The organism is Streptomyces beigongshangae, from assembly GCF_019710745.1.
GTDB classification, from domain to species: Bacteria; Actinomycetota; Actinomycetes; order Streptomycetales; family Streptomycetaceae; genus Streptomyces; species Streptomyces beigongshangae.
The window spans coordinates 217,305-229,278 of the sequence record NZ_JAHKJW010000003.1 but is presented as its reverse complement, the minus strand read 5'-3'; the positions used below and the strand labels follow the sequence as shown (position 1 = coordinate 229,278).

Here is an 11,974-nt window from a genome sequence, read left to right as displayed (position 1 = left end):
CCAGTAGACGAGGGCTCAGTAGACGAGCGCCTGGGTGTCGTCCGCCATGGCCTCCTGGACGAAGACCTGCGCCCCGGCGATCCGTACGCCCTCGACGACGTCCTTCTCCCCGATGCCGCGGCGGGCCGCGCACTGCGTGCAGAGGGTGAGCCGGCCGCCGGCCAGGACCGATTCGAGCAGGTCGGACAGCGGCGCCGCGTGCGGCAGCTCGAACTCCCCGGCGCGGCCCGGCAGCGCGAACCACGCGGACTCCCCGGTCAGCCAGAGCGAGACCTCCACCCCGCTGGCGACGGCGACCGCCGCCACCGTGAATGCCTGCGAGCAGCGCTCGGGCGCGTCGGCCCCGGCGGTCACCTTGATCAAGAGCTTCTTCGCCATGGCCGCATCGTAGTCAACGCGACCTCGCGACCTGCCGACCTCGCGAGGTCGCGACCTGCCGACCTGCCGACCTGCGGACCTCGGGGAGAGGGCCGGTCCCGTCCCGACTACAGTGGGGAGCGGCTCTGTACCGCCCACCACCGCGTCACCCGAGGAGCACCCCGTGCTTGAGTACTTCTTCGAAGTTCTGCTGATCCTGGTCTGCGTCGGCGTGCTCGCCTTCACCGGGCTCGCCGTGAAGAAGCTGTACCAGGGCCAGCGCTGACCCCCATCAAGGAACTGCCGACCTCATGATCGAGATCCCGTCCGACCTGCACAAGGACCTCGTCCCCCTCGTCTTCCTGCTCGGGCGGTGGGCCGGCGCGGGCGTCCACGACTTCCCCGGCGACGAGAAGTGCAACTTCGGCCAGGAAGTCAGCTTCACCCACGACGGGCGGGACTTCCTGGAGTACCACTCGCACACCTGGGTCCTCGACTCCGAGGGCAACAAGGTGCGCCCGCTGGAGTCCGAGTCCGGCTTCTGGCGCATCGACAAGGACCGCAAGGTCGAGGTCGTGATGGTCCGCGACGACGGCGTCGTCGAGGTCTGGTACGGCGACCTGGCCGCCAAGAAGCCGCAGATCGACCTGGTCACGGACGCCGTCGCCCGCACGGCCGCCTCGGGCCCGTACAGCGGCGGCAAGCGCCTGTACGGCTATGTGAAGAGCGACCTCATGTGGGTCGGCGAGAAGCAGACCCCCGAGATCCCGCTGCGCCCGTACATGTCGGCCCAGCTCAAGAAGGTCGTCAGCCCCGAGGACGTGGAGCGCTGGGCGAAGGCCCTCCCGGACGACATGCCGGACGACGGGATCGCTTTCTTCAAGTAGTCCTAGACTTTCCGGTGTGGTGAGCACTGGAAGCAGCACCGAAGGCACGGGAACCAGCAACCGCACCGGAGCCGGCACCGGAGCCGGCACCGGTACGGACTGGAAGAGCGATCTGCGGCAGCGCGGCTACCGGCTGACGCCCCAGCGGCAGCTCGTGCTCGAAGCGGTGGACACCCTGGAGCACGCGACTCCCGACGACATCCTAGGGGAAGTGAGGAAGACGGCGTCGGGGGTCAACATCTCCACGGTGTACCGGACCCTGGAGCTCCTGGAGGAGCTCGGGCTGGTCTCGCACGCGCACCTGGGGCACGGCGCGCCCACGTACCACCTCGCGGACCGGCACCATCACCTCCACCTGGTCTGCCGCGACTGCACGAACGTCATCGAGGCGGACGTCGAGATCGCCGCAGACTTCACCGCCAAGCTCCGTGAGACCTTCGGCTTCGTCACCGACATGAAGCACTTCGCGATCTTCGGCAGCTGCGGCGACTGCGCGGCCGGCCCGGAGGCCGAGACGGCCAAGAGGTCCGAGAGGACCAAGCGGCCTGAAGGGTCCGAAGGGTCCGACGGGTCCGAGAAATAAAATCGGCCCTCGCTCGGTCGTAGGCTGTGTGGATATGAAGAGCCCTTTGCTGTCCCTGCCCGGTGCCGTCCCCGCCGAGGGAGCGGACGAAGGCGTGGCCGCGCACTACGGAGACCTGTTCCGCGAGCAGCGCGCCCTCGCCGACGGCACCGGTTTCGTGGACCTCTCGCACCGCGGGGTCGTCGCCGTCACCGGCGGGGACCGGCTCAGCTGGTTGCACCTGCTGCTCACCCAGCACGTCAGCGACCTGCCCGTCGGGCAGGCCACCGAGGCGCTGATCCTCTCCCCGCACGGCCACGTCGAGCACGCGCTGTACCTCGTCGACGACGGGGCGACGACCTGGGCCCACGTCGAGCCCGGCACGCAGGACGCGCTGATCGCGTACCTGGAGTCGATGAAGTTCTTCTACCGCGTCGAGGTCACCGACCGGACCGGCGAGTTCGCGGTCGTGCACCTGCCGGCGGGCTCCATCGCCGAGGTCCCCGAGGGCGTCGTCGTGCGCGAGACGTCGTACGGGCGGGACCTCTTCCTGCCGCGCGCGGACCTGGAGGCGTTCGCGCGGGACGAGGACGCCACCGGGCACGGTCCCGCGGCCGGACTGCTCGCGTACGAGGCGCTGCGTGTCGAACAGCACCGGCCGCGGCTCGGCTTCGAGACCGACCACCGCACCATCCCGCACGAGCTGGGCTGGATCGGCAGCGCGGTGCACCTGCAGAAGGGCTGCTACCGCGGCCAGGAGACCGTCGCCCGCGTCCAGAACCTGGGCAAGCCGCCGCGCAGGCTCGTCTTCCTGCACCTGGACGGCAGCGAGGTCCATCTGCCGCCGCACGGCGCGGAGCTGCGCCTCGCGGACGAGGGCCCCGAGGGACGGAAGATCGGCTTCGTCACGACGTCCGTACGGCACCACGAGCTCGGCCCGATCGCCCTCGGCCTCGTCAAGCGGAACGTCCCCGTGGACGCCCACCTGATGGCCGACACGACGGCCGCGGCCCAGGAGGTCGTGGTCGAGCCGTAGGGCGCTCACGGGTACGGGCCGGGCCGGACGGACCGTGCCCGTACACCGGCTCACATCTCGACGAGCACCGTGAACGGGCCGTCGTTCGTCAACGAGACGCGCATCTTCGCGCCGAACCGGCCCGTGGCCACCGTCGCGCCCAGCGACCGCAGGTGCGCCACCACCTCGTCCACGAGGGGCTCGGCCACCGCGCCCGGGGCCGCCGCGTTCCAGGTGGGGCGCCGGCCCTTGCGGGCGTCCCCGTAGAGGGTGAACTGGCTGACGACGAGCAGCGGCGCGTCGACGTCCGAGCACGACCTCTCGTCCGTCAGCATCCGGAGCGACCAGAGCTTGCGGGCCAGCTGGGCCGCCTTCTCCTTCGTGTCCTCGTGGGTCACCCCGACGAGGACGCACAGCCCTTCGCCGCTGATCGAGCCGACCGTCTCGCCGTCCACGACGACGCTCGCGCCGTCCACCCTCTGCACCACCGCACGCATGCGGACCATCATGCCGTGCGTCCACACCGTGCGTCCGGACGGTCTCCGTACGGGGTCTTTCCGATTGCTCCCCAACCGGCCATCCGGGGCCGATCAGGGGCACTCGGTCACATAGCGGCCACTTGGGGTGACACGATGCTCCCACGCGCCGGTCGAGGGGACGGTTGAGGCACATGAGCACACCGAGTACGGGGCAGTCTTCCGGGTTTGTTCCACTGACGCGGGGGGAGCCGCCGTCGCCGTTGCCGCCGTCACCCGCGCCGATGCGACCGCCCACTCAGCGAACGGACAGTCCGATGCCGGAGCACGTGCCCGATCTGGGCGTCCTGCTCCTGCCCGAGCTGCGCACCCTGCGCAGGGAGGCACAGCGGGACGAGGCCGACCTGAGTTACGTGCGGCGGCTGCTGCAGGGGCGGATCGACATCCTGCGGGCCGAGCTGGAGCGGCGTGCCGGCTCCGGTGAGGGCCCGGCCGACGACCGGGGGACCCCGGCCGCCGGGTCCGCGTCCGTCGTCACGCGGCTGCCGGAGATCCTGACGGACGCGCCCGCCAGGCACCGCTCGTCGGCACGGCACGTGACCGTGGGGATGCCGCACAGCGAGCAGTACCGGCGGCTGGCCGCCGACATGCTCGCCGAGGTCGAGCTGTCGGACCTCCAGGCGCGTACGGACCTGGAGCTGAACACCGCGATGGGACGGCTCGTCGGGTACGAGCAGCAGGTCTCACGGCGGCGGCAGCGGTTGCAGCGCACGGCCGACGACTGCAGCGCGGAGATCGCCCGCCGGTACCGCGAGGGCGAGGCCCAGGTCGACGACCTGCTCATGTAGGCGGCCCCGTGCGGCGGGTCCGCCCGGTTCCCGCGCCCCTGACGTGGTGCGGAGCCTCCACGGCGCGGGAAAACCGCACGACACCTCCGGCGCGGGTCCCTAGCGTGGGCGCATGAACACGCGCCATGACATCGACATACGCCCTGTCCACGCCGACGAGATCCCGGCGTGGATCCGTGCAATGAACACAGGTTTCCTGCGGCCACCGAGCGTGTCGGAGGCCGAGGCCGAGGACCGCGGCACGTACCTCGTGCCCGGGCGGACGCTGGGGGCGTTCGACGGCGGGCGGTGCGTGGGGACCTTCCGGTCCTTTCCGCAGGAGATCACGGCGGTGGGCGGTGCGGCCGTGCGGGCCGACGCGGTCACGAACGTCAGCGTGACCGCGACCCACCGCCGGCGGGGCGTCCTGACGCGGATGATGACCCGGGACCTGGCGGCGGCGAAGGAGCGCGGCGACGTCGTGGCGACGCTGATCGCCGCGGAGTACCCGATCTACGGGCGGTACGGGTTCGGGGCCGCCACGACGCTCGCCGAGTGGACGGTCGACGTACCGAGGGCGGGGCTCGACCCCCGCTGGGCGGGGCCCGAGGACGGCGGCCGCATCGACCTCGTGGACGGCGACGAGGTGCGGAAGACCGGGCCGGAGCTGTACGAGCGGTTCCGGCGGGCCCAGCCGGGCGCGACCGACCGCGGCGAGCGGTGGTGGCGGCTCGCCACCGGCGCGCCGGCCTGGGACCGGGGCGCGTGGACGGAGCCCTTCCACGCCGTCCACCGCACTGCGCGCGGAGAGGTCGAGGGTCTGCTCACGTACACCGTGGACGACCACTGGGGGGACGCCAAGCAGCCGCTCGACACCGCGCGGGTCAAGGACCTGATCGCCGTGTCCCCGGCCGCGGAGCGCGCCCTGTGGCGGTACGTCTGCTCGATCGACTGGGTGACGGGCGTCAGGACCGGCCGGCGGGCCCCCGACGACCTGCTGCCGCAGCTGCTGCCGGACCCGCGCGCGGCGCGGATCACCTCGCAGGCCGACTGGCTGTGGGTGCGGATCCTGGACGTCGTCGCGGCGCTGGAGGCCCGTACGTACGGGGCGACGGGCGCCCTCGTCCTGGAGGTGGCCGACGGGGACGGACTCGCCGGGGGACGGTACCGGCTGGACGCGTCACCCGAAGGTGTGAGCTGCACCCGGACCACGGAGGACGCCGAACTCGTGCTCGGCGTCGCCGAATTGAGCTCGCTGTGGCTCGGTGACGAGTCCGCCGTCCGGCTCGTGGCGCTGGGGCGGGTCCGGGAGGAACGAGCGGGCGCCGGCCTCCTGGCCGACGCCCTGCTGCGGACGTCCCGGCGACCGTGGTGCCCGGACGTCTTCTGATTGCCGGGGTCCCCCTCGGACCCCGTGTGCGCCGGGTTTTCCTCCCGTCCGGTACCGGCGACTCGTGCTGCTGCGCTGCTCTTCATCCGTAGCTCTTCAGTTGTCGTTGCCGTGCTTCCGCGGCCGGCGGACCGGTTCGCGGTGGTGCGGTGGTGCGGACCGACCGGGCTCCCGGCTCCCCTCCGGAAGGGAACCCGGTCGGCCGGACTGTGTCGGACGCAGTGGTCCGATCAGCCGGACTGGGTGAGCAGCACCGCGAGGATCACTGCCCCGATGCCGCCGATCACAGAGTTCCTGGCCTTGATGCCGATGGCGAGTGCGACGAAGGCGACGACACCCATCACCCCGTACTTCACCTGGAGCAACTGCTCCAGACCGATGGCGAGGGCGGCGACGACGATGGCGATGAGCGGCATACGGTCCCTCCTTCGGGACGGCGGGGAGGCGAACCCCCGCTGGGACCGATCCACCTGGTCGACGGTTGCGACTCTGGTGGCCAACCCCCCGGTTTTCTGACCACGTTGCTCAAGTTGGTAACCAACTTAAATGAAGTTATCTCCTCCTGGATGCGTCTCATAACCACCTTCTCGGCAACTGCCCAAAGATGGCGCGAAGTTGTAGGGTTCGGCTGTGGACCCGGAACACGCCGCCGTCAACGGGCGGAAGAGGTCACAGCGGCCCCAGATGTCGCACCGGGAAGTGGCCGACCAGCTGCGCAGCCGGATCTTGTCGGGCGAGCTGCGGGCGGGAGCACGTATGCCCACCCAGGCCAGGCTGGCCGACGAGTTCGGGGTAGAGCGCGGGACCGTACGGCAGGCGCTGCGCATCCTGCAGTCGGAGAACCTGCTGTCGAACGTGTCCAAGGGGAGCCCGGCGACCGTCGCCGAGGACGTGGACCGGGCGCTGACCGGACCGGCGGCCCCGCCGCAGCCCACGATGGTGGCGCTGGCCTCGCGCATCACGGCCGCCTTCTCGGTACCGCACGTGGAGATCGACGCCCTGTGTCTGACGGCCGTCTCCCTGACGCTCGCGATGGGCGAACCCCTGCGCCTCGTCCACGAGGGCCGAACGAAACCGGCCAGGATCGACGTCCGCGTCCTCCTGCCGTCGCGCGACATCGATCTCGCCTTCCCGGCTGCGGTGGACGCGGCGGAGGACGACGACCGGGTGCAGCGGCGCTGGCTGGCCCAGCGCAACGCCCAGGGGCAGGTGCTCAGGCACAACCTGCTGGCCCTGCGGGCGACACACGGCATCGACGTGCACATCACGTTCCGCGCCCTGCCGTTCACCCCGCCGGTGAAGTTGTACCTGCTCAACGGGGCGGAGGCGCTCTTCGCGTACTACACGCTGAAGCGGCGCGGCGGGGAGTCCGACCAGGAGTACCCGGAGACGTACGACACGGAGGGGACGCGGTCGATGCTGTTCGCCTTCGAGCAGGGCGAGGGGCTGCGCGCCACGACGTTCGTGGAGCAGTCGCACCTGTGGTTCAACTCACTGTGGGAGACCATCAGCTCGGAGCTGGTGCTCACGGGCTGAGATCTCCCACGGGACGCACGACCGGGCGGGTGCCGCGGGTGCCGCGGGTGCCGCGGGTGCGGGACATGCGGCGTGCGCGGTGTGTGCGGGACGTGCGGCGGGGTGGCCGGTTCCCGCAGGTCACCGGGCCGATCCCGCGAACATGAGGGCGAGGACGACGGCTCCGACGGAGCTGCAGGTGGGGCTCCCGACCTTGAGGCCCACGGTGAGCAGCAGCAGTCCCACGACGCCGCTCGGGCCGTAGCGCCATTCGATGAACTGCTCGAAGCCGACGACGAAGAGGGCGGAGAGGAGGGCTAGGGCGGGCATGGTGGTTCCTCCTTCGGATACGGGGTGGTGCGGGCGGGTACGGAGGGGTGCGGACGGCGGAGGGGCGGGGTGCCGTCGGGCTGCGGTGCGATGGCGGAGCCTTTCTGTCTGCCAACTGCCGGTGAGAGGAGGCGGCGGTTCCGCCATCTTCACCAAGTTGGCAACCAACTATGCTTAACTTATCCCCGGTTGGCAGCCAGTTGCAAACAACTTTTGAACAACCCCCGTAAGATGGACCAAAGTTGTAGCGTTTGGTCGTGACTCAGGAGAACGTGGCCGTGAACGGCAGCAGAAAGCTCTCGCCGCAGGAGATCGCCGACAGCCTGCGGGACCGCATCCGCGCGGGTGACCTGCGCGCCGGCGACCGCCTGCCCACCCAGGCCGAACTCGCCGAGGAGTTCGGCGTGGAGCGCGGCACGGTCCGCCAGGCCCTGCGCGCGCTCCAGGAGGACGGCCTGCTCAGCAACATCAGCAAGGGGAGCCCACCGCGGATCGCGGAGGCGGCCCCGACCGCCGGCGGGCCCCGGCCGACGATGGTGGGACTGGCGCCGCGGCTGGTGGAGGCGTTCGGGGCACGGCACGTCCGCATCGACGCCGCGTGCCTGACCGCCGAGACGTTGATGCTGGCCCTGGGAGAGCCGGTCCGCCTGATACACGAGGGCAGACTGAGCCCCGAGTCGATCGACGTCCGCCTCCTGCTTCCCTCCCGGGACATCAACCTCGCCTTTCCCGTCTCGGTGGAGGCGCGGGAGGACGGCGAGGATCCGGTCCACCGGCGCTGGCTGGAGATGCGCAACGCCCAGGGCCACGTACTGCGCCACAACCTGAAGTCCCTGCGCACGTCCCACGGCATCGACGTCCGGGTCTCGTTCCGGGCGCTTCCCTTCACCCCGCCGATGAAGCTCTACCTGCTCAACGGCACCGAGGCCCTGATCGCGTACTACATGATCATGAGGCGAGAGGAGACCGGCGACGGCGGCACGCTGGACATGTACGACGCGCTGGGCTCCGCCTCCCTCCTCTTCTCCTTCGAGGAGCGGGCGGGTCAGCGTGACGCCGCCTTCGTCGAGCAGTCGCAGAAGTGGTTCGACGGCCTCTGGGAAACCATCACCACGGACCTGACACTCTCCTAGTGACCAGTGACACGACACAGACCGGACGGACGACAGCCGAGCGGACCGAGCGGACCGAGCGGACCGAACGGACCGAACGGACGACAGAGGACACCGGGCGGCTGCGGGGCCTGGTCGAGGGGGCGCGGTTCGTGCTCTTCGACTTCGACGGCCCCGTCTGCCGGCTGTTCGCCGGCCATTCCGCGGAGGCCGTCGCCAAGGACCTGGTGGAATGGCTCGCCCGGCGGGGCCTGCGCGGACTGCTGACCGAGGAGGAGCGCGTCCACCCGGATCCGATGGCCGTCCTGTACGCGGTCGACCGCCGCCGTCCGCGCAGCGACCTGGTGAGCGAGCTGGAGGAGCGCCTCACCCAGCAGGAGCTCAAGGCGGCGCCCTCCGCCTGGCCGACGGAGTACGCGGACCCGCTGATACGCACCTGGAGCGCGGTGGGGGCCCGGCTGGCCGTGGCGACGAACAACTCGTCCCGCACGGCGACGGCCTACCTGGAGGACCGGGGCCTGGCGGACTGCTTCGCGCCGCACGTCTACGGCCGCACCCGGGACCTCGACCGGCTCAAGCCCGACCCCTACTGCCTGAACCGCGCCCTCGGCGCCCTGGGCGCCGCCCCCGTGTCGGCCCTGATGATCGGCGACTCCCCCACGGACCTCGTCGCGGCCCGCGAGGCCGGCGTCCCCTTCCTCGGCTACGCGCGCAACGGGGACAAGGAGGAGGACCTGCGCAAGGCGGGGGCGGACGTGGTGGTGCGGTCACTCGAACCGGTGCTCGGCGTCGTACGACATCTCCCGTGACCGCTCGGGTGCGAAAGTCCGAGGGTTCGCACGGAGTGATGAGATGGACCAGAAGAAACGGTTCTGGCGTGTGGCGGACCTCCGGAGAAGTAGCGTGCCCCCAGTTGCTTGCAACCGGTCCCAGGAAGAAAGGGAGCGATGGCGTCCGAGACTCCCCCTCCTCCGCTCCGTGTCGCCTCCGTGCGCTCCGCCCTGGACGCGGTCGAGGGCCCCTTGAGCGGCTATCACCACCAGACGTACGTCTTCCCGCTGCCGGCCGAGGCGGGAGCCGGCCTTGCGGGCCGATGGAAGTGCCGCGAGCCGCGCGAGAAGCTGCTGTGGTTCGACCGCCGCTGCTTCGAGTCGGAGGAGAGGTTGCTCTACGACCTGCAGAAGCGCATCGACGTCATTCCCGAGGTCGCCCGGGTGAGCGGTGTGGATCTCCAGCGGTTCGTCGAGGGTTCGACGCTGAGTGCGCTGCATCCGTCGAACAGGACCGTCCCCGACGCGCTGTTCGACCAGATACCCGGACTCTTCCGTCAGTTGGCCGCCGTCACCGCGTCCAGCCTGCCGGTGGAACGGATCTGCCGACCGGAGGACCGGGCGGAAGAGGGGGACAGCGCGGGTTTCCTCGAAGGTCTCGTCCGCTTCGTGCAGACGCAGGTGTACGAGCAGAACCTGAGCGACTACAAGGACCTGTTCGCCGACCTCGGCCTTCAGCCCGAAGCCTTCGAGTACCTGCGGGAACGGGTGAAGGGTCTGCGGCGCAGACCCTTCTGTCTCCTCCACGCCGACCTGCACCGGGAAAACCTCGTCGTCGATCCGGACGGAAAGCTCTGGGTCATCGACTGGGAACTGGCGATGTTCGGCGATCCGCTCTACGACCTCGCCACGCACGTGTACCTGATGCGGTACCCGGTCGTGCAGGAACGGCAACTGATCCAGCGGTGGTGCCGGGTGGTGGAGGAGGTCAGGCCGGGCAGTTCGGAGAGCTGGAGGGACGACCTGCCGCGTCTGCTCGACTTCAAGAAGGCACAGTCCGCCTTCACCGACGTCATCAGGGCCTCGCGCTCCCTCGATGTGGAGGGACGGTTCGAGCGCCGCCGACTGAGTCCCGCCGCGCGGAAGGTGTGGAAAGTGCTCAGCGCGGCCGCCGAACCACTGGGCCTGGAGCCTGTCCCGGACCCGCTGGCGACCGAGGCGGCGCTGCTGCGCTGGCGGGACGCCCGCACACGTACCTGAGATGTCTTTCAGTGACCCGGTACCGGTGTCCTTGGATCCGCCGAACCACCCGGAGCGGAGCGGGTGCCTCTGGCCAAGGACGGCTGCGCTACTCCGCAGCCGCCCGGGAGCGCCGGTTGCGGAGCCGTTTCGACAGGACCTGGAACGCCCACTCCATCGGTGGTGCCAGGGCAGCGCCGAGGACGGCGCCCCACAGTAGTTCAAGGGACATGTGTCCCATCCCCCCTGCCGCTCTGAGTGAAGCGGCCAACTTGCCAACCAATTGGACTGGTTGACTTGGACTGGATGTCCCCACTCGTGGAGATCCCTTAACCGGTGGGATGGTCAAGTCGTCTACTTGACTGAAATTGGTTTGCCAGCTGTCCGAGAGCGGTACGGGCCAATTGTGAGTAGAGAGGGAGTTGCAGACGGCGGCCGGGAGTTCGAGAGGGTCACGGACGAACTGAGAGCCCGCATGGCCGACGGTGTCTATCCGTTGGGGACTCTGATGGCGCCCGAGCGTGCTCTGGCGCGAGAGCTGAAGGTCTCGCGGGACACGGTGCGACGGGCTCTGAAGGCGCTGCGCCATGAAGGATGGATCGAGAGCCGTCAGGGCAGCGGGTGGAGAGTGGTGAAGGTGCAGCGGATCCACTCCTCCGGGACGAGGGGGACGCGCCCCGTGCAGGCGGTGACGCTGCGGTCGTTCATCAACGACGCCTTCGAAGAGGCACCCGTGGTGACCCTGGACGTCTACACCCTGACGTCGGAGTCCCTGGACGCCCACATCCGCTTGCAGGCGGACCGGATACGGGACCAGGAAATCGCTCCCGAGCGGATTTCCCTGCGTATGTTGCTGCCGTCCAAGGAGCTGGAATTGCCTTACCCGAGAGCCAAGGACGACCCCGGTGACCTTCGCCTCCGGCACCGCTTGCACGACATCACCAAGCGGCATTCCACTCTGCTGAAGCGGGCGCTGCGGGATCTGCGCAACGACGGTCTGGTGCCGACGGTCGAGGTCGAGATCCGTCACGTCCCCCTGGTGCCGACCTTCAAGCTCTATCTCCTCAACGGGAAAGAGGTCCTGCACGGGCCGTACGCGGTGATCGAGCGGACCATCGAGTTGGACGACGAGTCGGAGATTGTCGCGTTGGACGTCCTGGGCATCGGAGCGACGCTGACGCACTACGAGAAGGACGATGACCCGAACTCCCCGGGTACGGCTTTCGTCGGGAGCATGCAGTCATGGTTCGACTCGATCTGGGACCGGCTTGCGCACGCGGAAGAGTGGCCCTGATGACCACTTCATGCATTCCGTGCACTCCTGTTACCTCATCGTGATCATCGGCTTCCGATCTTTGAATGTGGGTGATCGAGAAGCCGGTTAAGGTGTCGCTCACCTTTTACATCCGGGAGCGGCCAGTGGGCGCGTCCTCTTGGCCCGGGCCCGTTCCCAGGGACCGACGTATCGCCAACGCCGTGTACGACGCCTTCGTG

The 11,974-nt window shown here is 69.7% G+C and carries 15 protein-coding genes; 10 read left to right on the top strand and 5 right to left on the bottom strand.

The genetic code is table 11. From position 1 onward, the window contains the following. Positions 1 to 15 precede the first annotated feature (15 nt). Positions 16 to 378, bottom strand: coding sequence for a DsrE family protein (locus tag KM933_RS03755; RefSeq protein WP_221348309.1), 363 nt, complete (start codon positions 376 to 378; stop codon positions 16 to 18). Between the two features lie 290 nt (positions 379 to 668). On the opposite strand from KM933_RS03755, the gene KM933_RS03750 reads away from it, so the two are divergent. The 3 genes from KM933_RS03750 (at position 669) to ygfZ (ending at position 2,842) form a co-directional block, all read left to right on the top strand. Beyond that, positions 669 to 1,244: a heme-binding beta-barrel domain-containing protein gene (locus KM933_RS03750; protein WP_221348308.1), complete on the top strand. Its 576-nt coding sequence runs from the start codon at positions 669 to 671 to the stop codon at positions 1,242 to 1,244. Between the two features lie 112 nt (positions 1,245 to 1,356). Beyond that, positions 1,357 to 1,827: a Fur family transcriptional regulator gene (locus tag KM933_RS03745; RefSeq protein ID WP_260333022.1), complete on the top strand. Its 471-nt coding sequence runs from the start codon at positions 1,357 to 1,359 to the stop codon at positions 1,825 to 1,827. 34 nt (positions 1,828 to 1,861) lie between these two features. Further along, on the top strand, positions 1,862 to 2,842 hold the full coding sequence (gene ygfZ / locus KM933_RS03740; RefSeq protein ID WP_221348307.1) for a CAF17-like 4Fe-4S cluster assembly/insertion protein YgfZ: 981 nt from the start codon (positions 1,862 to 1,864) through the stop codon (positions 2,840 to 2,842). Positions 2,843 to 2,892: 50 nt separating this feature from the next. On the opposite strand, the gene dtd is transcribed toward ygfZ, so the two are convergent. Continuing rightward, positions 2,893 to 3,318 carry a D-aminoacyl-tRNA deacylase gene (gene dtd, locus KM933_RS03735; RefSeq protein WP_221348306.1) on the bottom strand — a complete coding sequence of 142 codons (426 nt, stop codon included), beginning with the start codon at positions 3,316 to 3,318 and terminating at the stop codon, positions 2,893 to 2,895. A gap of 173 nt (positions 3,319 to 3,491) precedes the next feature. Between dtd and KM933_RS03730 the strand changes: the two genes are divergently transcribed. Both KM933_RS03730 and KM933_RS03725 read left to right on the top strand, forming a co-directional pair. Then, positions 3,492 to 4,145 (top strand): RsiG family protein, encoded by a 654-nt coding sequence (locus KM933_RS03730; protein ID WP_221348305.1) that lies wholly within the window; start codon positions 3,492 to 3,494, stop codon positions 4,143 to 4,145. Positions 4,146 to 4,257: 112 nt separating this feature from the next. Further along, a complete protein-coding gene (locus KM933_RS03725) occupies positions 4,258 to 5,514 on the top strand; it encodes a GNAT family N-acetyltransferase (protein ID WP_221348304.1) in 1,257 nt (418 codons plus the stop codon). 230 nt (positions 5,515 to 5,744) lie between these two features. Here KM933_RS03725 and KM933_RS03720 read toward each other — a convergent pair whose 3' ends face one another. Next, positions 5,745 to 5,930: a hypothetical protein gene (locus KM933_RS03720; RefSeq protein WP_221348303.1), complete on the bottom strand. Its 186-nt coding sequence runs from the start codon at positions 5,928 to 5,930 to the stop codon at positions 5,745 to 5,747. Between the two features lie 268 nt (positions 5,931 to 6,198). Here KM933_RS03720 and KM933_RS03715 point away from each other — a divergent pair, with 268 nt between their 5' ends. Beyond that, a complete protein-coding gene (locus tag KM933_RS03715) occupies positions 6,199 to 7,050 on the top strand; it encodes a winged helix-turn-helix domain-containing protein (protein WP_221348381.1) in 852 nt (283 codons plus the stop codon). 120 nt (positions 7,051 to 7,170) lie between these two features. Here KM933_RS03715 and KM933_RS03710 read toward each other — a convergent pair whose 3' ends face one another. Beyond that, positions 7,171 to 7,359, bottom strand: coding sequence for a hypothetical protein (locus KM933_RS03710; protein ID WP_221348302.1), 189 nt, complete (start codon positions 7,357 to 7,359; stop codon positions 7,171 to 7,173). 251 nt (positions 7,360 to 7,610) lie between these two features. Here KM933_RS03710 and KM933_RS03705 point away from each other — a divergent pair, with 251 nt between their 5' ends. From KM933_RS03705 to KM933_RS03695, 3 genes are all read left to right on the top strand, one after another. Then, the gene (locus KM933_RS03705; protein ID WP_221348301.1) at positions 7,611 to 8,492 is read left to right on the top strand and encodes a winged helix-turn-helix domain-containing protein; all 882 of its coding nucleotides are present in this window, start codon (positions 7,611 to 7,613) and stop codon (positions 8,490 to 8,492) included. Further along, positions 8,492 to 9,280, top strand: a complete 789-nt coding sequence (locus tag KM933_RS03700; protein WP_430727270.1) for an HAD family hydrolase — start codon at positions 8,492 to 8,494, stop codon at positions 9,278 to 9,280. Before KM933_RS03705 ends, KM933_RS03700 begins: the two co-directional genes overlap by 1 nt. Positions 9,281 to 9,418: 138 nt before the next feature. Next, a complete protein-coding gene (locus KM933_RS03695) occupies positions 9,419 to 10,501 on the top strand; it encodes a phosphotransferase (RefSeq protein ID WP_221348299.1) in 1,083 nt (360 codons plus the stop codon). Between the two features lie 88 nt (positions 10,502 to 10,589). Here the strand turns inward: KM933_RS03695 and KM933_RS38950 are convergent, their stop codons facing one another. Then, positions 10,590 to 10,712, bottom strand: a complete 123-nt coding sequence (locus KM933_RS38950) for a hypothetical protein (RefSeq protein WP_260332985.1) — start codon at positions 10,710 to 10,712, stop codon at positions 10,590 to 10,592. 174 nt (positions 10,713 to 10,886) lie between these two features. Here KM933_RS38950 and KM933_RS03690 point away from each other — a divergent pair, with 174 nt between their 5' ends. Then, positions 10,887 to 11,774, top strand: coding sequence for a GntR family transcriptional regulator (locus KM933_RS03690; RefSeq protein ID WP_221348298.1), 888 nt, complete (start codon positions 10,887 to 10,889; stop codon positions 11,772 to 11,774). The last annotated feature ends 200 nt before the right edge of the window (positions 11,775 to 11,974 follow it).